Below are 17,841 nucleotides of genomic sequence, written 5' to 3'. Positions count from 1 at the left end.
CCCGTTCATGCTTGCTAGCCGAAGGAACAACACTGTCAGCCTCGGCGGCGTCTGCGCCTGCGCTCTCCACCGGCTGCATCCGACCCCGCGTCAACCTCCTTGCGTACCGGCAATTCGACGGCAGCTCGAAGGTTGGGGAACTGATCGACCTTGTTGGGCAAGGCCATCGCATTGACGAAATGCTCCTGGAACTTGGGTTCCAGAGCGGTCTCGATCTTTTCGATATCGCGCACCGTCTGCTCGATCTCGCGCCTGTAGCCGCGGTTGAGCAAAGCCATCCGGGCGCCTGTCCCGGCAGCATTGCCGACGCCGGAGACACCTTCCAGCGGGCAATCCGGAATAAGGCCAAGGATCATCGCGTACTTTGGGTCGATGTAGCTGCCGAAGGCCCCCGCAAGGCGAATGCGGTCCAGATCATAGGTGCCGAGCTTGTCCTGCAGAAGTTTGACACCGGCGTAAAGCGCACCCTTGGCGAGCTGGATCGCGCGAATGTCGGTCTGCAGGATCGATATTTCGATCCCGTCGTCAGCAATCAGATAGGAGAAGGTCCGGCCGGTGGATTTGACGCGCGATGTCCGTTCCGCCATCGAGCCGTCGATAACACCGTCTTCCGTGATGAGGCCCGCCAGATACATCTCGGCAACGGCCTCGATGATGCCGGAGCCACAAATGCCGGTAACGCCGACAGTGTCGACCTTTTCGGCAAAGCCTTCTTCATCCGACCATTCGTCGACGCCAATCACCTTGAAGCGAGGCTCAAGTGTTTCCTTGTTGATGCGGATGCGCTCGATGGCGCCTGGTGCCGCGCGCTGGCCGGACGAGATCTCAGCGCCTTCGAACGCAGGGCCGGTCGGAGAGGACGCTGCCAACAGCCGGTTCCGGTTACCCAGCACGATTTCCGCATTGGTACCGACATCGACAAGCAGCGTTATCTCGTCGAGCTTGTAAGGGCTTTCTGCAAGCGTTGCTGCAGCTGCATCGGCACCCACATGGCCGGCGATGCAGGGCAGCATGTAGACACGTGCGCCCGGGTTCAGTTCCAGGTCCAGATCGCGCGCGTTCAAAACCATGGCGTCGGAGGCCGCGAGCGCGAAGGGAGCGCCGCCCAGTTCCACTGGGTCGATACCGAGGAACAGATGATGCATGACCGGGTTGCCGACAAAGGTCGCATCAAGCACATCCGTGCGTTCTGCGCCGACATCGCCGACCAGTTTGCCGATCAGCGCGTTGATGGCATCGCGCACGGCCTTTGTCAGATCCGGCAGCTTGGACGGGTTCATCTGGACATAGGACACCCGCGACATCAGATCCTCGCCAAAGCGGATCTGCGGGTTGGAGGTGCCTGCGGACGAGACTGTACGCCCGTTCTGTAGGTTGCAAAGGTGGGCTGCGATGGTGGTGGAGCCAATGTCGACGGCAAGGCCGTAGACGGCAGGTTTTTCTCCGGGCCAGAGCGCCACGAGTGTCGGCAGCACGCCTCTGTCTTCGTATATTGCCGCGGTTACCTGCCAATTGCCCTTGCGCAGGATCGTCTGGACCCGCGGCAGCAGCACCGGGTCGATTGTCAGGTCGGCGATACCGGTCTCGGCTATCAGCGCCTCTCGCAGCCGGTCGATATCGCCGCGTGGCGTTTCCATGTCCGGCTCGGCAATCGAGACAGTTATCAGCGAGACCGCGCTGTCGGCCTCGATGTTGCGGGCTTCCGCGCGCTTGCGCACGACCTGACGGTTGGTCTGGGCATCGGTCGGGACATCGATGACCAGGTCGCCCAGGATTTTTGCCTGACAGGAAAGGCGCCGGTCGGCGGGCAGTTTGCGCAAGGTCGCGTAGCGGGTTTCCGCTTCGGTGGCCCCTTCCAGGTTTTCAGCTGCGCTGGTCAGGTTTTCCTTGGCGAACGTGCCTTCCGAAATGGAAATCTGGCAGCGCCCGCAAATGCCGCGCCCGCCACATACCGACTCCACATAGACACCGAGCGAGCGGGCAGCGTCGAGCAGGGGCGTGCCGACGGGAAAGGTTCCACGGCGCCCACTGGGTTGGAAAACGACTTTGGCTTGTTTGACGGTCTCGGTCATGTCTGCGATCTGCCACTACCGGTTTTGAAACACTACGGGGACTAAGCCCACCCTTGACCCTTCACCCACAAGGAGGAGGGAGTTTTTTTCTAAACTGCGAAAGCCGGAGCCATCGTGAAAATGACGCGGATCCCGCGATTTGAAACGTGCCCCTCGACACGCAAAACCCCTCCCTATTAAAGGGAGGGGATTGGGGTGGAGATTCCATCCTGAAACTGGTGAAAAGCCACCCTGTTTGCGGAAGGGGAGAGAACCGCAAACTTGTTATGACATCTGGGCTCAGCCGGCGGACCGACGGGCCGCGCGTCCACCGCGGCGGCGACCGCCCGCAGACGCACCACCTTCACCAGGTGCTGCAACCGCACCTGCAGCAGCAGGCTGGTGATCTCGGTAGGTCATGATCCATTCCTGGCAGTTCGGGTCAGTGCCGTTGAGCACGTTCGCCGCACGTACGGCTTCCATTTCCTGCGGGCGGCACGGGTTCATGATCGCGGAGGTCATGCCGGCACCGATGACCATCGGAATGAAACCGGCATTGATGCCGTGGCGATGCGGCAGGCCGAAGGAGATGTTGGAAAGGCCGCAGGTCGTGTTGACCTTCAGCTCTTCACGCAGACGGCGCAGCAACCGGAATACCTGCTGACCTGCGGTGCCCATGGCGCCGATCGGCATCACCAGCGGGTCCACGACAATATCGTGTGCGGGAATGCCATAGTCGGCAGCATGCTGAACGATCTTCCTGGCGACTTCGAAACGAACGTCCGGATCTTCGGAGATACCGGTCTCGTCGTTCGAGATGGCCACGACCGGCACGTTGTATTTCTTGATCAGCGGCAGGATCGCTTCCAGCTTCTCTTCTTCACCGGTCACGGAGTTGACCAGCGGACGGCCCTTGGCAACGGCAAGGCCGGCTTCGATGGCGGCGGTCACGGATGAATCGATAGACAAGGGAACGTCGACAAGTTCTTGAACTATCTCAAGAGTTTTGACGAGCAGCGGTGGTTCGGTCTCGTTCGGGTTGACCGCTGTCACGCCTGCGTTGACGTCGAGCATGGTCGCGCCGGCAGCCACCTGGGCCAGAGCATCGGCCTTGACGGTTTCGAAGTTGCCTTCGGCCATTTCCGCCGCCAGCTTCTTGCGGCCGGTCGGGTTAATCCGCTCGCCGATCACGCAGAACGGCTGATCGAAACCGATGATGATTTCCTTGGTGGCGGACGCGACAACAGTGCGGGTCATTTATGCGCTCTCATTGGCAGTCAGGATTGAAGACGAGGTTTGAAAAGACCAGCTCCCGCGGCTGTGCAGCCACTCAGCGGTTTTCTGGACACCGCCGAAGGGATAGGCGTGAATCTGGGCCAATTGGGTGTTCGGCTGGCTGGTGACGCGGGTCTCCAGCGGATCGACCATCGTGTCCGGATCGTAGCCTGACAGCATGGAGACGACGGCGCCGCCGCGCTTCTTCAGGAAGTTGAAGGAATTTTCAACACCGGCAAAAGCGGCGTATTTCAGCAGGGTCGTCATCTTTGCCGGACCGGCAACGCCGACATGGACCGGGAACTCGTTGCCCCATTCGCGCAGCTCGTCCAGCCACAGGCTGACGCGGTGCGGATCGAAACCGAACTGGGTGACAATGCGGAATTCCGCATCGCTTTCGCGGGCAAGATCGTGTTTGCGCTGCAGGAAGCTCTTGATGACGTCCGGCTTGATGTCCGGTGCGCCTTCCGGGTGTCCTGCAACGGCTATCTTCTTGATGCCGAGCTTGTCGAAGAGGCCTGTCTCCAGAAGGGCGACAGATGAGGTGAGGGGGCCGGCTTTTTCTGCTTCACCGGCAATGGCCAGAACCTCGGTCGCACCTGCTTCCTGGGTCAGACGCGTGATGCGGCGCTCGAAGTCCTCGCGGCTGGCGAACCGGCGGGCCGCCATATGCGGAACGGCGGTCAGCTTGTTGTCGCGCAGGATGCGGGCGGCATCGACGATCATGTCTTCCGAGCAGTTGCCCAGATCCGTGACATAGACCTGCGTGCCCGCCGGAATAAATTCCAGAAGCTCGGTCTTTTCGACCACCTGCTTGGGAGACATTTCGGTAGAGGCGGGAAGCCGCCCATTGGCCAACAGGCGCTGATCAGTCATGTTCCGAGCCTCCATTTGCGAGCAGGGTTTTCAGTCTCTCTTTCGGATAGGCCGAGACCAGGTCGGTCAGGGCTGCATCCGCTTCCGTTTCCAGGTCGTCCGTGACGGAGACCGGGTCTGTCCGGCGCCACTCCGCCATGTAGGCGTCGCTGTCCTTCGCACCGATCCTCATCGCGCAGGCATCAATGGCTTCCATGAACATGGCCGGCAGTTCCCGTCGGGCGGATTTGCGCCCCTGTTTCACCAGGATCTGTGCCGGGATGTCCCGCCAATAAACGATGATTTTCTGCGCCATTCTCGGACTTTCCTCCTGAGAAACATGTTTGCCGGAAGCTGGCTGATCCAGGACGCCTGATAGCGGCATCATCACGTGAAAAACCGACTTGTCCGGATGCTATTTTGCGACGCTCAGTCCGCCGGGCCCTTGCCCAGAAACGGCTGAAGCAATCCATACCCGGTCCGGCGCATTTCAAACGGCAGACCCAGCCGATCCGCCGCGCGCCGGGCCGCATCCTCAAGGGCAGGGTCATCGGTCTGCGCAAGGTAAAGAACGCGGGTGTAATGAGCGAAATACATGTCCCGCAAATGCGGGTGCCAGTCGAGGCCGAGCGGTTCGATGACCATGGTCTGGAAGTGACGGGCCAGGAAGTCGGTCAGGTAGAAGGTGCCGAGCTGGTCGTCTTCCATCTGGTCGAATTCGTCTATCCCCGTGAAGAAGGCATAGCAGTGCGCGCCATCGATGCGTCTCGCGCCGGTTTCTTCCAGCACCTTGTCGAGCAGGCCACCGGTTCCGCAATCGCCATAGGCGATCAGAATGTCGGAATAGGTGTCCGCATTCTTGAGGATGGCCCGGCGGACTTCGTCAGGGATCTTTTCCGGCGAGTTGTGAAGCTTCGCCGGAAGGCAGGTGATGTCGAGATGATCGAGGCGGTTCTTTTCGCGGATGGCGACGATTTCGCGTGCCAGAGCCCCGCAGGCAATAACAAGAACGCGGCCGGCCTTGTCGTCCGCGCTCCCATCCGTTTCAACCGGAAAGAGAGGCTCGCCCACCAACATTTCGGCAGCCTCCTTGAACATTGCCGTCAGCCCTTGTTGGCCAGCATGTTGTGGCGGCGAGCGATCAGATCTTTCGCCATTTCCACAGCAACGGCCGCGTCGCGGCAATAACCGTCAGCACCGACGGCTTCGCCGAATTCCTCGTTCAGCGGGGCACCGCCAACGAGCACAATATAATCGTCCCGGATGCCCTTGGCCTTCATTTCGTCGATCACGACCTTCATGTAAGGCATGGTGGTGGTCAGAAGAGCCGACATGCCGAGAATGTCCGGCTGATGCTCTTCAATGGCCGCAAGGTAGTTTTCGACAGGGTTGTTGATGCCGATGTCGATCACTTCAAAGCCGGCGCCTTCCATCATCATCGAGACAAGGTTCTTGCCGATGTCGTGGATGTCGCCCTTCACGGTGCCAATGACCATCTTGCCAACCTTCGGTGCACCGGTTTCCGCCAGCAGCGGACGCAGGATGCCCATGCCGGCTTTCATGGCGTTGGCGGAAAGCAGCACTTCGGGAACGAACAGGATGCCATCACGGAAGTCGACGCCGACGATCCGCATGCCTTCGACAAGGGCCTTGGTCAGGATGTCGTAAGGTACCCAGCCACGTTCCAGAAGGATGTTCACGGCATCCGTGATTTCTTCCTGAAGACCGTCGTAGAGGTCGTCATGCATCTGCTCGACAAGTTCGTCGTCAGAAAGGGAGGCGAGATCGATATCGTCTTCGTCAGACATGGGCAGCTCCAACCAGGCACAACGGGCCATCAACTTAGTGCAAAACCTTATGCCTCAAGCCGGATTCGCCGATATCTCCAAAGCGACACGGCTAGTCGTTTACGCGACAGGGAAATCAAGCCAGGCCGTTCAACGTCAATTTTGTGCGCTGACGGGAAATGTTTGTAGCTGTCTAAACTTACGAGAGGGCAGTGGCGCTGCCTGCCGAAAGAAGCTTTACGCCCCGCCAGGCGGTTTCCGCACGGGCGTCGATGTCGTTTTCCGACCATTCAGCCACGGCGCGTGTCACCAGCCGGATTTGAAGATCGCCGATCAGCAGGGAAAGATAGATTTCCGCCGCGGTTTCCGTCTCAAGGCCTGTCAGCAGTCCGTCGCCCTGAACCTGCGCAACAAGGTCCATTACGAGCGGCCTGATCGCGTCGCGACCGCTTTGCGCGAGGGCAGTTCCAAGCGTGCCGGTCGTGTCGGCGGCAGCGGCACGGTTGAGAGCGATTGCGGCCGGGTTCGAAAGAACGCCCAGGAGACGTCGGCCGAAGTTCCGCAGCGCTTCGGTGGGAGACGAGGCGTTTTCGATACACTCTCGAAGTGACTGGCGAATGTTTTCCGCATTGCGATCCACCAGGGCGCTGAACAACCCGGTCTTGTCGCCATACCAGCGGTAGAGCGTTTCGTTGGAGGCCTTTGCTTTTTTTGCGACTGCCAGCATCGACAGGTTGTCATAGCCCTGATCCAGCAGCAATTCGATCGCCGCCGCTTCTATGGCAGCTTTCCGTCGTTCCCTGGCTTCTGCCCGCATGTCGTTCTCTCCGTCGCTTGCTCAAAACCGTAATCAATGTTACGGAAATTACAATCCGTACACTCAATTACGGTTTAGGAGTTCGGGATGTATCGACTTGCACTTGGTACCGGTCTCCTGGCGATTGTTTTTGCCGGGGCCATCTTCGGTTTCTTCTATGCCTGGGTCTGCTCAACCATGTGGGGCCTGGATGCCACTGATCCTCGCATTGCGATAGCAGCCATGCAGGCCATGAACGCTTCCGTTCGCAACGCTGTTTTTGCGCCCGCTTTCTTCGGCACGCCTTTCGTTCTTGCTCTTGCCGGGGTCTTCAGCCTGCTGTCTGGCCGGCGCGCAGCTGGGGGTGCCTTTGTAGGTGGAGCAATCGTCTATGCGCTGGGCGGCATCATGCTGACGTTCCTGGTCAACGTGCCCATGAACCTCGAGCTTGCTGAGGCCGCGATCCCGGAAAAATTGAATGAAGCGGCAATGCTCTGGCGGTCCTATTCCGAGCCTTGGCAGGTGTGGAACCAGACACGGACTGTCTTCTCAGGCCTTTCCCTGTTGTTGGCTGCAATCGGTCTTGTTCTGCTTGGCCAAAACCCACATCGCACTGCCTAGCCACAATCTCAAATTTCTTCATGCGTGGCTCGACCATGGCATTCGCTTTGTTTGACTTACGCAAGTGCGGCCTTCGTTCGAGGCGATGTTTCGGTATGGATTGCAGGGTCGAGCCCTGCAATGACGGAGGACGTGACGGATTGGTACTTTCTTTGATGGATTATGCAATTTGTTGGCAGGCAAACCGCTCCATCTTTGCCTTATCTTCGTCATGCCATGGCTCGACCATGGCATCCATGCCGTTTCAGTTCCTCTTGTGCAGCGTTCGAGGCGATGTCACTCCGCCGCAGGCTGAGAGACCGTGGACCGAGCGCCACAAAAAAAGGCAGGTCTTGAGACCCGCCTTTTTCTGGTATTAGGCATTAATCCCGAATGATCAGAACAGACCTTCGATCTGACCTTTTTCGTCCAGTTTGATGTGGTTGGCTGACGGCACGCGCGGCAGGCCGGGCATGGTCATGATTTCACCGCAGATCACCACGATGAAACCGGCCCCTGCCGACAAGCGGACTTCGCGGACCGGCAGGCTGTGGCCGGTCGGTGCGCCCCGGCGCTGCGGGTCGGTCGTGAAGGAATACTGGGTCTTGGCCATGCAGACCGGCAGATGACCGAACCCGTCGGCCTCCCAACGCTTGAGCTGGTCGCGCACGGACTTGTCTGCCAGAACTTCGTCTGCCCGGTAGATCCGTTTCGCGATGGTTTCGATCTTTTCGAACAGGGACAGACTGTCGTCGTAGAGCGGTGCGAACTGCGCCGCGCCGCTTTCGGCAAGGGCTGCCACACGGGTGGCAAGTTCTTCGGTGCCTGCGGAGCCGTTGGCCCAATGGGTCGCCAGGATCGCTTCAACGCCGAATTCGGCGCAGTAATCCCGCACGGCCTGAACTTCCGCTTCCGTATCTGCAGTGAAGTGGTTGATGGCCACAACTGCCGGAACACCGAACTGCTTGACGTTCTCGATGTGGCGGCCAAGGTTGGCACAGCCTTTTTTCACGGCCTCGACGTTCTCGCTGCCGAGGTCTTCCTTGGCAACACCGCCATTCATCTTCAAGGCCTTGATGGTGGCGACGATGACAACCGCATCCGGGCTGAGGCCTGCCTTGCGGCATTTGATGTCGAAGAACTTCTCGGCACCGAGATCTGCGCCAAAGCCAGCTTCCGTCACCACATAGTCGGCCAGCTTCAGGGCTGTCTGGGTGGCAACCACGGAGTTGCAGCCGTGTGCGATGTTGGCGAAGGGGCCACCGTGAATGAATGCGGGGTTGTTTTCCAGCGTCTGCACCAGGTTCGGCTGCATTGCTTCTTTCAGCAGCACGGTCATGGCTCCGTCTGCTTCCAGTTCGCGCGCGGTGATCGCCGTGCGGTCGCGCCGGTAGGCAACGATGATGTCGCCGAGCCGCTTTTGCAGATCTTCGAGATCGGTCGCCAGGCAGAGGATGGCCATGATTTCGGACGCAACGGTGATGTCGAACCCTGCTTCACGAGGAAAGCCGTTGGCAATGCCACCAAGCGAACAGACGATGGAGCGCAGTGCGCGATCGTTCATGTCCATCACCCGGCGCCAGACAACGCGGCGAATGTCGATGCCCAGTTCGTTGCCCCAGTAGATGTGGTTCTCGATCAGGGCTGCGAGCAGGTTGTGGGCAGAGGTGATGGCGTGGAAGTCACCGGTGAAATGCAGGTTGATGTCTTCCATCGGGACGACCTGGGCATAGCCGCCACCGGCTGCGCCGCCCTTCATGCCGAAACAAGGGCCGAGCGAAGGTTCACGCAGGCAGATCATCGCGTTCTTGCCGATCCTGTTGAGACCGTCGCCAAGACCGACCGTTGTGGTCGTCTTGCCTTCGCCTGCGGGGGTCGGGTTGATCGCTGTCACCAGAATCAGCTTGCCGTTCTTGCGGCCATTGAGGTTGGCAATGTAGTCGGCAGAAATCTTGGCCTTGGTGCGCCCATAGGGCAGGAGAGAGTCTTCGGGAATATTCAGCCGTGTGCCGATCTCCTGAATGGGTTTCATCTTGGCTGCACGGGCAATTTCAATATCGCTGGCCATGGGTTCTCTCTCTCCGAAGCGTTTCCGATTTCTTGTTTTCCGGATGCGGTTTTGCACCGCCCCGACTTGTGCCGGAACGCTATGGGAGAGGGCGGTGCAGCAAATGTTCCGAAAGCGACAGGATGCGCCCCGGAAGCGACGGCAACTCAATCGGCGCGGTTGCGCAGCACTGTTGCGAGAAAAACCAGCATGGTCAGAACCGCCAGAACAGAGCCGGCCTTGGCCATGATTTCCCCTTCGGCGTTGATCGCAAATACGATCCCGGGCACCAGTACGATGACGGTGAGAACCGACAATCCGTAGTGGATGAGTGCAAGGCGCGAGGCGGCTGCCTTTGGTGCCAGGGCGTAGTAGGCACCAAAGACGGCCATCATCACGAAGCCGATCAGGTTGAGATGCCCGTGCGCTGGCGCAAGCGTGTGATCAGTGGTCGCGGACATGTGAATGCCCCAGGCCATGCCGATCAGGGCAAAGAGTGCGGCCGTGGCAAAATAAAGACGTGGTATCGCTTTCATGTGTTCCCCCCGGAAGACGATGGCCAATCCTGTTTTCAGGTCCTGGCCAAGGGAAAGCTTACATGATTTGTGACAGTTGGATGACAGGAAAAGTAAATTGCAATATCTGGCGAAACGGATTTTAGTTCCGCAATGACAGATTCAGACATTCTCTCCCGTTTGCCAGCCCGCCTGAAGAAAGCGCGGCGTGCCCAGGGGCTCTCGCTCGAGGCCGTTGAAAAGCTTTCCGGCGTTTCGCGCTCCATGGTAAGCCAGATCGAGCGCGGGGAGTCCAACCCGACTGTCGCGACCCTGCTCAATCTGACCAGGGCCCTGAATGTCGACTTTGCAGGTCTTCTGGGGGAGGAGGCGGCCGAGGATCGGGTCGAGATCGTGCACGAACATCAGACCCCGGCGCTCGACAGGGCGGGAGACGGTTGCAAGATCCGCATCCTGTCACCACCGCAGGACACTGGCCGGTTCGAAATCTATGAGCTGATATTCGCGGCAGATGGAAAGCTCGACAGCAAACCGCACGAACGTGGAACGCGGGAGCAACTGATAGCCGAAGACGGCCAGCTTGAAGTCACGTCCGGTGTGGCCAAAGGTGTCATCGGAAAAGGGGACACGGCTCGCTACGCCGCCGACGTGCCCCATTGCATTGCAGCCGTGGGCGGCCCGGCTCGGGCGATCCTGATGGTGATTAAGTTCTGAAGGCCGCGCGCGCTTCCTTGACCTTCACGCAGCCGGCAGCGGCACATCAGGCCAGGTTTCCGTGACTTCCGCCTGCACCGGCCGGTCGAGATACGTCGTCAGCACAACATAACTTCTGGTCGCCCTTACGCCTGGCAGGGCATAGACCTGTGCAAGGAAGCGTTCCATCGCGTCGGCATTGGCCGTCCGCACCTTCAGGATGACACAACAGTCGCCCGTGACCGAATGGAGTTCTTCCACTTCCGGAAAGTCCCGCAGCTTCATCATCTGCTCGCTCTTGCCCCATCCGCTGGCATCCACATGCACGAAAGCCAGAAACGGTTTGCCGACAGACATGGGATCAATGGCGGCGTTGGTGGAGGAGATGGTTCCGGACGCGATCATCCGCTTTACCCGGTCATGCACCGCCGGTGCGGACAGCCCGACCTTGGTCCCGATCTCGGCATAGGTCTGCCGGGCATTGCGCACCAGCTCGCCTAATATTCTTCGGTCGAATGCATCCACGGGGCGGCCGGGAGTGCTGTTTTTCTGAATGGTCTCTTTATTTGATTTCATTCGGCCAGATCCTTGTTGCGGTGAATCGTGTTCGTCTGAACAGTCATGTCCGAAACAGATTTCGGAAGAAGGATCTTCGGCTTGATGGAGCGGACAATCAACCCGGACAAGGGCATTTACCCGGCAACACCGGATTATGTGCATGCCCTGGAAGTGACCGGTGCAGGGCGGTTGCTCTTCGTCAGCGGCACCATGGGGCTTGATGTAATCGGCCGGGCTCCGGAGAGCCTGGAAGAGCAGCTCGATCTGGTTTGGGCGAATCTGCGCCGGATCCTGACTGAAGCGGACATGACGACCGACAATATCGTTCGCGTCACCAGTTATCTTTCAGATCCGGACCATGCCGAAAAGAACCAGGCCGCACGACTGGAGGCGCTGGGCGCCCGGCGCGTCCCGACCACGGCCATTGTGGTTCGAACGCTGACACCCGAGTGGATGATCGAAATCGAAATTGTCGCGGCCGCTTAGGCGAAGCAGCAGTTCTCGGCAAATCTGGCGAGCGCAGGAGAAAGCAATGCAGTTCGATACGTATCTGATCTTTCTTGTCACGACAGCTGTCGTGGTTTTCTCTCCCGGTGCGGCGGCGGTGGCCGTCGCGTCGCAAGGGGCGGCGAATGGTGGGCGTCGGGCACTTGGTGGCGTTTTTGGTATTGCGTCTGCCAATGCCGTTTATTTTGCGCTTTCGGCAACCGGCATTGCCTCACTGATCATTGCCTCCAACCTGGTGTTCTCGGTAATCAAATGGGCTGGTGTAGGGTATCTCGTCTGGCTGGGTCTGACCGCACTCTTCACGCCGGCGGGCGCAATCCGTGTCAAACGGTGCGGGCGTCAGTCGAGCCTGAAGGCGTTGTTCGCCCAGGGCTTTGTGATCGAGTTCGCCAATCCGAAGGCACTGCTCTATTTCGCAGCCATTTTGCCCCAGTTTCTCGACATCAATGCACCCATTGTTCCGCAGATCCTCATCATGGGCATGACGACTTTCCTGATCGACCTGACATCCTACACGGCATATGCCTTTCTGGGGGATCGTCTGACCCGTGGCGAGATGAAGAACTGGGTTGTAGGTCTCGTCAACAAATGCGCCGGGGTTGCCTTGCTCTATGCAGGTTTCCGAATGGCGGGTGTCACTGTTATGCGTTAGTATCTGCGGATATTTCCTGGCCGGAAAGGCTGATGCGACCACCTGGATTTGGTAGAAGGGTGGTTGCAAGAATCCGTGATACCGGAAATCGAATCTTTTATTCCGGACAAATATCCGGCATAGTGGAGGAAATATCCATTTTGCCGGAGGAAGCCCAGTGTCCGATGCCTTTCTGTCGCATATTTCCGAGACGCTCAAAGAAATCGAGGCCGAAGGGCTCTACAAACGCGAGCGGTTGATCACCTCGCCGCAGGGTGGCTTGATCACGGTTGGCGGGCGCGAGGTCATCAACCTTTGTGCAAACAATTACCTGGGTCTGGCCGATCATCCGGCTCTCGAGGAGGCGGCCCGCAAGGCTCTTGAGCCGAAGGGCTACGGCATGGCGTCCGTGCGCTTCATTTGTGGAACCCAGGATATTCACCGGCAACTTGAGCAGCGTCTGGCCGAGTTTCTCGGCAAGGACGATTCCATTCTGTTCGCGGCCTGTTTCGATGCAAATGGCGGCTTGTTCGAGCCTTTGCTCGGCCCAGAGGACGCGATCATATCGGACGCGCTCAATCACGCGTCGATCATAGACGGTATTCGCCTGTGCAAGGCCCAGCGCTATCGCTACGCCAATTCCGATATGGCGGATCTGGAAGCGAAGCTGAAGGAGGCTCGGGCTGCCGGTGCCCGCCACATCATGATCGCGACCGACGGTGTCTTCTCGATGGACGGCTATCTGGCCAACTTGCCTGGCGTGACCGAACTGGCCAGGCAATATGATGCCGTGGTGATGGTCGACGATTGTCATGCGACCGGCTTCATGGGACCGAAGGGCAAGGGCACCCCGGCTCATTTCGGGGTCGATGTCGATATATTGACAGGAACACTCGGCAAGGCGCTGGGCGGCGGTATTGGCGGCTATATTGCCGGGCCTCAGCCGGTCATTGACCTGCTGCGCCAGCGAGCAAGGCCTTATCTCTTCTCCAACTCTCTGCCACCGGCAGTGGTCATGAGCGGTCTTGAAGCCATCCGCCTGGTGGAAGAGGGGGACGATCTGCGCAAGAACCTCTTCGACAATGCCGGCTATTGGCGTGCGGGCCTTGAAGCGCTCGGCTTCACGCTTCTGCCGGGCGAGCATCCCATCATTCCGGTGATGCTGGGCGAGGCAAAGTTGGCCCAGGAAATGGCGGCAAAGCTGTTTGAGGAAGGCGTCTATGTCTCCGGTTTCTTCTTTCCTGTGGTGCCGCGCGGTCAGGCCCGCATTCGAACCCAGATGAACGCGGCATTGACCCGGTCAGACCTCGACCGCGCGCTGGAAGCCTTCGAAAAGGCCGGCAAGGCGACGGGGGTTCTGTCATGACCAGCAACCAAATGAAGGCGCTGTCCAAGTCCGAGCCGAAGGAGGGCCTCTGGATGACCCGCGCGCCGGTGCCGGAAATCGGTCCGGACGACGTTTTGATCAAGATCCACAAAACCGGTATTTGCGGCACGGATATTCACATCTGGAACTGGGACGACTGGGCGTCGAAGACCGTGCCGGTGCCGATGATCACCGGTCACGAATTCGCCGGCGAAATTGTCGAACTCGGCAAGAACGTGACCGACCTTGAAATCGGCCAGCGATGCTCAGGCGAGGGGCACCTGATCGGACGGCACTCACGCCAGTCTCGCGCGGGCAAGTTTCATCTGGATCCGGAAACCCGCGGCATAGGTGTCAACGAGCAGGGCGCCTTTGCAGAATATCTGCGCCTGCCAGCCTTCAATGTTGTGCCTTTGCCGGACGAGATCGACGATGAGATCGGCGCCATTCTCGACCCGCTCGGCAATGCGGTTCATACCGCCCTCAGTTTCGATCTGGTTGGAGAGGATGTTCTGATCACCGGGGCTGGCCCGATCGGCATCATGGCCGCTGCTGTTGCCCGCCATGTCGGGGCGCGCAATGTCGTTATCACCGATATCAATCAGGCCCGTCTCGACCTTGCAACGAAGGTGGCCGACGTGGTGCCGGTCAATGTCGCCCGGGAAGATCTGAAAGGCATCGAGAAGAAACTCGGCATGAAGGAAGGCTTCGATGTCGGCCTGGAAATGTCCGGCAGTCAGGTAGCGCTCGATCAGATGGTCGAGAACCTTGTTATGGGCGGACGGATCGCGCTGCTTGGTATCCCACCCGGAAAGTCGCCGGTCGACTGGTCACGCATCGTGTTCAAGGCCATCACGATCAAGGGCGTTTACGGCCGGGAAATTTTCGAGACCTGGTACAAGATGATTGCCATGTTGCAGAACGGTCTGGACGTGCGCAATGTCATCACGCACCGGTTTGGTGTCGATGAATTCGAAAAAGGTTTTGCTGCCATGAAGTCCGGCGAAGCCGGCAAGGTAGTCCTCAGCTGGACCTGAGCCGGCTGAATGGCGAAGGGAGCTTCAGCAGCTATATCAACAATCACGTGACGCAAGATCGCCTTCGATCAGATCGAGGGCGATCTTTTCGTGCGCGTTTCTTTTCTGGCGGCGTTGCACCGTTTCAGGCGAAGCCGGATTTCTGCGGCAAACCCAGCTTTTTCAGGACCATCACCACCGGGCAAAGTCCGGTAAAGGACGCCTGGACGAGATGGGCGCCGAGAATTCCGGTGAGCCAAAGCCAATTGAGGTTGACGTAGACAGCCAGCAATACCGACGCGAGTATCAGCAGGCCGACAACGAGAAGAATGGCGCGTTCGACGGTCATCGTATTCTCCTAAGTTTCATTTATTCGAAACAGAGAAATTATGCGCCTATTTTACCTCGTTGAACAGGTCCCTGGTTCCGGCGTGACATATCGCCAGGCAGGGACCTCACCGGCGTAATCGCGGTAATTTACGGATCGACAAGATAATAATACTCATTTTGAGCATTATTATCTTGCTAATGCTCAAAATGAGTATTAGGTAAATGGCGGCCGAGGAGTTCGGCTGCATTCCATAAATTCGAGGGAGGCTCGAATGTCCAAATTTCACTACGGTGTTTTTGTCGGCCGCTTTCAGCCGTTGCATGCCGGCCATGAAGCCGTCATCAGATCTGCGCTGGAACAAGTCGATACGCTGATCGTGCTGATCGGGTCTTCAGGTCAGGCGCGCACACCGCGAAATCCCTTCACGTACACCGAACGCGAAGAAATGTTTGCAAAGGTGTTCAAGCACGAGCTGACCACCGGCCGTTTGATCCTGAAGCCTGTTTCAGATCATCCCTATTCGGATGCTGCCTGGTGCGCCGAGGTTCAGCGGGCCGTCAATGAAACCGTGCTTGCCGATTACAACAAGGGCGGTGTCGTTCTGCATGGTTTGCAGGATATCGAGATCGCGCTTGCAGGCTATGGCAAGGACCGCACGAGCTACTATCTCAAGCTGTTTCCCGAATGGGGCAATGTGCAGCTGGCCAGCCAATACGGCACCTTCTCGTCGACAGACGTGCGCAGGCAGTTGTTCCAGCGTATCCCGGTCATATCGCGGTCGGTTCTGTCGGCCGGCGTGGTGGAGTGGCTGGAAGCCTTCGTTCTGACGGAGACCTTTCGTGCACTACTGGAAGAGGCCGAGTACCTGGATGCCTACCCCGGGCAATGGGGAAGGGGACCGTTCGTGACGGTGGATGCCGTCGTCATCCAGTCCGGAAACATTCTTCTGGTCGAGCGCGGCCAGGCTCCCGGCAAGGGGTTGCTGGCTCTGCCCGGCGGTTTCCTTGATCCCAGTGAAAGCATAAAGGATGCCGCGATCCGCGAGTTGAAGGAAGAAACCGCCATCAGCGACCACAAGGGAGAAATCCCCCCGGCGATGCTGGCGTCTTTCATAGACGGAACCAAGACAAGGGTGTTCGACCATCCTGACCGGTCGTTGCGTGGCCGCATCATCACCCACGCGTTTCTGTTTCGTCTGCCTGAACGGCGCGAACTGTTTTCAGTTACGGGTGGTGACGATGCCCGGTCAGCCAATTGGCATCGCCTGGGCGACCTGAAGTCCGAGCAGTTCTTCGAAGATCACTGGTCCATCATCCAGCTGATGGCGGACCTGTAACAGCGCCCGCGGGGGAGGCCCGCAGGCAAACGCACCTGTCACGTGAGGAGTTCACAATGACAAATCCACTTCTGGCGACCGACAGCTACAAGCAGTCGCACTTCAAGCAATATCCGCCCGAGGCCCGCAGGATTTCCGCTTACCTGGAAGCAAGGCCAAATCCGTTTTCGGACAGCGTCCTGTTCTTCGGGCTGCAAACCTACCTGAAGGACGTGCTTCTCAAGCCGATCACGGCATCGGACATCGAGGCGGCTGACCGGATCTGCACCGCCCATGGCGTTCCCTTCAACCGGGAAGGTTGGGAACAGATCCTGACAGATCACGGTGGCCTGCTTCCGCTGGAGATCAAGGCGCTGCCGGAAGGAACACTGGCACCGAGTGGTGTGCCGCTGGTTCAGGTGGAAAACACCGACGAGCGCATGCCCTGGCTGACGACCTGGGTCGAAACCGCCTTGTTGCGGTCGGTCTGGTACCCGTCGACGGTTGCGACGTTGTCTTTCAAGTGCAAGGAGATCCTGTATCGCGGTCTTCTGGACACGTCCGATGATCCGGACAGTCAGATCCCGTTCAAGCTGCACGATTTTGGCGCGCGCGGTGTATCTTCTGCTGAAAGCGCCGCTCTTGGCGGCATGGCCCATCTGGTCAACTTTGCCGGCACCGACACCATGGAAGCTCTGGAAGCGGCCATGACCTGGTACGGCGCGGATGTGGCAGGCTTTTCGATCCCGGCAGCTGAACACTCGACCATGACGAGTTGGGGCCGTGAGCGGGAAGTTGACGCGTACCGGAACATGCTGGTGCAGTTTGGCCGTCCCAATGCACTGGTGGCGGTCGTTTCAGACAGCTACGATCTCGGCAATGCTGTCGAGAACCTGTGGTGCGGCCGGTTGAAGGACGAGGTGCTGAAATCGGGGGCAACGGTCGTCATCCGCCCGGATTCCGGCGACCCTGTCGAAATGCCGTTGAAGGTTATGGAAACCCTTTGGCAGCACTACGGCGGCTCGGAAAACAGCAAGGGTGCGCGTGTATTGCATCCGTCGGTTCGTGTTATTCAGGGTGACGGCATGAAGCTCGACACAATCAGGCAACTGGTGGAAGAGCTGGTGCGTCGCAATTGGTCGGTCGACAACATCGCCGTCGGAATGGGCGGGGGACTGTTGCAGCAGGTCAACCGGGACACGATGCGCTTTGCCATGAAGGCAAATGCGATGAAAACCGCTGATGGTACCTGGCGCGATGTCTCAAAGAACCCGGCGACCGATCCCGGCAAGGCCTCCAAGGCCGGTCGGCAGGCGACGGTCCTGGGAAACGGAGTGCTGAGCGCGGTTCGTCTCGAAGCGGTTGGCGGCAGAACCGATCAGTTGCAGACGGTCTACCGCAATGGCGTGCTGGTGAAGGACTGGACTTTCGAAGAGGTTCGTGGTCTGGCCCGTAAGCACCTGTTGGAAAGGGTGGCGAGCTGACCTCATGATTGACC

At 58.9% G+C, this 17,841-nt stretch carries 19 protein-coding genes; 8 read left to right on the top strand and 11 right to left on the bottom strand.

Features of this window, described 5'->3' with window-relative positions; all coding sequences use genetic code 11:
- Nucleotides 1-35: 35 nt before the first annotated feature.
- The 7 genes from FIV03_RS23860 to FIV03_RS23830 all read right to left on the bottom strand — a co-directional run bounded on the left by FIV03_RS23860 (nt 36) and on the right by FIV03_RS23830 (nt 6,785).
- Nucleotides 36-2,072 (bottom strand): ASKHA domain-containing protein, encoded by a 2,037-nt coding sequence (locus FIV03_RS23860; RefSeq protein WP_152511231.1) that lies wholly within the window; start codon nt 2,070-2,072, stop codon nt 36-38.
- Between the two features lie 279 nt (nt 2,073-2,351).
- Complete coding sequence (locus tag FIV03_RS23855; protein ID WP_152511230.1) at nt 2,352-3,308, bottom strand: methyltetrahydrofolate cobalamin methyltransferase; 957 nt, start codon at nt 3,306-3,308, stop codon at nt 2,352-2,354.
- Nucleotides 3,309-4,202 carry a methylenetetrahydrofolate reductase gene (locus FIV03_RS23850; RefSeq protein WP_152511229.1) on the bottom strand — a complete coding sequence of 298 codons (894 nt, stop codon included), beginning with the start codon at nt 4,200-4,202 and terminating at the stop codon, nt 3,309-3,311.
- A complete protein-coding gene (locus FIV03_RS23845; RefSeq protein WP_031270670.1) occupies nt 4,195-4,497 on the bottom strand; it encodes a virulence factor in 303 nt (100 codons plus the stop codon). Before FIV03_RS23845 ends, FIV03_RS23850 begins: the two co-directional genes overlap by 8 nt.
- Nucleotides 4,498-4,610: 113 nt before the next feature.
- Nucleotides 4,611-5,258, bottom strand: coding sequence for a DUF1638 domain-containing protein (locus FIV03_RS23840; protein WP_209009772.1), 648 nt, complete (start codon nt 5,256-5,258; stop codon nt 4,611-4,613).
- A gap of 26 nt (nt 5,259-5,284) precedes the next feature.
- On the bottom strand, nt 5,285-5,989 hold the full coding sequence (locus tag FIV03_RS23835) for a B12-binding domain-containing protein (RefSeq protein ID WP_031270674.1): 705 nt from the start codon (nt 5,987-5,989) through the stop codon (nt 5,285-5,287).
- 178 nt (nt 5,990-6,167) lie between these two features.
- The gene (locus FIV03_RS23830) at nt 6,168-6,785 is read right to left on the bottom strand and encodes a TetR/AcrR family transcriptional regulator (RefSeq protein WP_152511227.1); all 618 of its coding nucleotides are present in this window, start codon (nt 6,783-6,785) and stop codon (nt 6,168-6,170) included.
- 87 nt (nt 6,786-6,872) lie between these two features.
- Between FIV03_RS23830 and FIV03_RS23825 the strand changes: the two genes are divergently transcribed.
- Nucleotides 6,873-7,385, top strand: a complete 513-nt coding sequence (locus FIV03_RS23825; RefSeq protein ID WP_152511226.1) for an anthrone oxygenase family protein — start codon at nt 6,873-6,875, stop codon at nt 7,383-7,385.
- A gap of 376 nt (nt 7,386-7,761) precedes the next feature.
- Here FIV03_RS23825 and FIV03_RS23820 read toward each other — a convergent pair whose 3' ends face one another.
- Complete coding sequence (locus tag FIV03_RS23820) at nt 7,762-9,432, bottom strand: formate--tetrahydrofolate ligase (RefSeq protein ID WP_152511225.1); 1,671 nt, start codon at nt 9,430-9,432, stop codon at nt 7,762-7,764.
- Between the two features lie 146 nt (nt 9,433-9,578).
- Complete coding sequence (locus FIV03_RS23815; RefSeq protein ID WP_062491737.1) at nt 9,579-9,947, bottom strand: hypothetical protein; 369 nt, start codon at nt 9,945-9,947, stop codon at nt 9,579-9,581.
- 132 nt (nt 9,948-10,079) lie between these two features.
- Here FIV03_RS23815 and FIV03_RS23810 point away from each other — a divergent pair, with 132 nt between their 5' ends.
- Nucleotides 10,080-10,640, top strand: a complete 561-nt coding sequence (locus FIV03_RS23810; protein WP_023003870.1) for an XRE family transcriptional regulator — start codon at nt 10,080-10,082, stop codon at nt 10,638-10,640.
- A gap of 24 nt (nt 10,641-10,664) precedes the next feature.
- Here FIV03_RS23810 and FIV03_RS23805 read toward each other — a convergent pair whose 3' ends face one another.
- A complete protein-coding gene (locus FIV03_RS23805) occupies nt 10,665-11,195 on the bottom strand; it encodes an Lrp/AsnC family transcriptional regulator (protein ID WP_152511224.1) in 531 nt (176 codons plus the stop codon).
- Between the two features lie 84 nt (nt 11,196-11,279).
- Here FIV03_RS23805 and FIV03_RS23800 point away from each other — a divergent pair, with 84 nt between their 5' ends.
- The 4 genes from FIV03_RS23800 to tdh all read left to right on the top strand — a co-directional run bounded on the left by FIV03_RS23800 (nt 11,280) and on the right by tdh (nt 14,718).
- Entirely contained in the window at nt 11,280-11,663 is a 384-nt protein-coding gene (locus FIV03_RS23800) for a RidA family protein (protein WP_023003872.1), read from the top strand.
- A 46-nt stretch (nt 11,664-11,709) separates the two neighbouring features.
- On the top strand, nt 11,710-12,336 hold the full coding sequence (locus FIV03_RS23795) for a LysE family translocator (RefSeq protein WP_152511223.1): 627 nt from the start codon (nt 11,710-11,712) through the stop codon (nt 12,334-12,336).
- A gap of 157 nt (nt 12,337-12,493) precedes the next feature.
- Nucleotides 12,494-13,681, top strand: coding sequence for a glycine C-acetyltransferase (locus FIV03_RS23790; RefSeq protein WP_152511222.1), 1,188 nt, complete (start codon nt 12,494-12,496; stop codon nt 13,679-13,681).
- A gap of 11 nt (nt 13,682-13,692) precedes the next feature.
- Nucleotides 13,693-14,718, top strand: a complete 1,026-nt coding sequence (gene tdh, locus FIV03_RS23785) for an L-threonine 3-dehydrogenase (RefSeq protein WP_209010104.1) — start codon at nt 13,693-13,695, stop codon at nt 14,716-14,718.
- A gap of 124 nt (nt 14,719-14,842) precedes the next feature.
- Here the strand turns inward: tdh and FIV03_RS23780 are convergent, their stop codons facing one another.
- Entirely contained in the window at nt 14,843-15,046 is a 204-nt protein-coding gene (locus FIV03_RS23780) for a YgaP-like transmembrane domain (RefSeq protein WP_031270681.1), read from the bottom strand.
- Between the two features lie 253 nt (nt 15,047-15,299).
- Between FIV03_RS23780 and FIV03_RS23775 the strand changes: the two genes are divergently transcribed.
- Together FIV03_RS23775 and FIV03_RS23770 are read left to right on the top strand one after the other, a co-directional pair.
- Nucleotides 15,300-16,364 carry an NUDIX domain-containing protein gene (locus tag FIV03_RS23775; protein ID WP_152511220.1) on the top strand — a complete coding sequence of 355 codons (1,065 nt, stop codon included), beginning with the start codon at nt 15,300-15,302 and terminating at the stop codon, nt 16,362-16,364.
- A 56-nt stretch (nt 16,365-16,420) separates the two neighbouring features.
- On the top strand, nt 16,421-17,827 hold the full coding sequence (locus FIV03_RS23770; protein ID WP_152511219.1) for a nicotinate phosphoribosyltransferase: 1,407 nt from the start codon (nt 16,421-16,423) through the stop codon (nt 17,825-17,827).
- Nucleotides 17,828-17,841: the final 14 nt, after the last annotated feature.

It is taken from the genome of Labrenzia sp. THAF187b, from assembly GCF_009363375.1.
Lineage (GTDB): Bacteria > Pseudomonadota > Alphaproteobacteria > Rhizobiales > Stappiaceae > Roseibium > Roseibium algicola.
This window is presented reverse-complemented; position numbering and strand designations above follow the sequence as displayed.

Bases quoted from the DNA above. Each gene is read 5' to 3' on its own strand.
- FIV03_RS23860 (WP_152511231.1), bottom strand. From the start codon at position 2,072: ATGACCGAGACCGTCAAACAAGCCAAAGTCGTTTTCCAACCCAGTGGG.
- FIV03_RS23855 (WP_152511230.1), bottom strand. From the start codon at position 3,308: ATGACCCGCACTGTTGTCGCGTCCGCCACCAAGGAAATCATCATCGGT.
- FIV03_RS23850 (WP_152511229.1), bottom strand. From the start codon at position 4,202: ATGACTGATCAGCGCCTGTTGGCCAATGGGCGGCTTCCCGCCTCTACC.
- FIV03_RS23845 (WP_031270670.1), bottom strand. From the start codon at position 4,497: ATGGCGCAGAAAATCATCGTTTATTGGCGGGACATCCCGGCACAGATC.
- FIV03_RS23840 (WP_209009772.1), bottom strand. From the start codon at position 5,258: ATGTTGGTGGGCGAGCCTCTCTTTCCGGTTGAAACGGATGGGAGCGCG.
- FIV03_RS23835 (WP_031270674.1), bottom strand. From the start codon at position 5,989: ATGTCTGACGAAGACGATATCGATCTCGCCTCCCTTTCTGACGACGAA.
- FIV03_RS23830 (WP_152511227.1), bottom strand. From the start codon at position 6,785: ATGCGGGCAGAAGCCAGGGAACGACGGAAAGCTGCCATAGAAGCGGCG.
- FIV03_RS23825 (WP_152511226.1), top strand. From the start codon at position 6,873: ATGTATCGACTTGCACTTGGTACCGGTCTCCTGGCGATTGTTTTTGCC.
- FIV03_RS23820 (WP_152511225.1), bottom strand. From the start codon at position 9,432: ATGGCCAGCGATATTGAAATTGCCCGTGCAGCCAAGATGAAACCCATT.
- FIV03_RS23815 (WP_062491737.1), bottom strand. From the start codon at position 9,947: ATGAAAGCGATACCACGTCTTTATTTTGCCACGGCCGCACTCTTTGCC.
- FIV03_RS23810 (WP_023003870.1), top strand. From the start codon at position 10,080: ATGACAGATTCAGACATTCTCTCCCGTTTGCCAGCCCGCCTGAAGAAA.
- FIV03_RS23805 (WP_152511224.1), bottom strand. From the start codon at position 11,195: ATGAAATCAAATAAAGAGACCATTCAGAAAAACAGCACTCCCGGCCGC.
- FIV03_RS23800 (WP_023003872.1), top strand. From the start codon at position 11,280: ATGGAGCGGACAATCAACCCGGACAAGGGCATTTACCCGGCAACACCG.
- FIV03_RS23795 (WP_152511223.1), top strand. From the start codon at position 11,710: ATGCAGTTCGATACGTATCTGATCTTTCTTGTCACGACAGCTGTCGTG.
- tdh (WP_209010104.1), top strand. From the start codon at position 13,693: ATGAAGGCGCTGTCCAAGTCCGAGCCGAAGGAGGGCCTCTGGATGACC.
- FIV03_RS23780 (WP_031270681.1), bottom strand. From the start codon at position 15,046: ATGACCGTCGAACGCGCCATTCTTCTCGTTGTCGGCCTGCTGATACTC.
- FIV03_RS23775 (WP_152511220.1), top strand. From the start codon at position 15,300: ATGTCCAAATTTCACTACGGTGTTTTTGTCGGCCGCTTTCAGCCGTTG.
- FIV03_RS23770 (WP_152511219.1), top strand. From the start codon at position 16,421: ATGACAAATCCACTTCTGGCGACCGACAGCTACAAGCAGTCGCACTTC.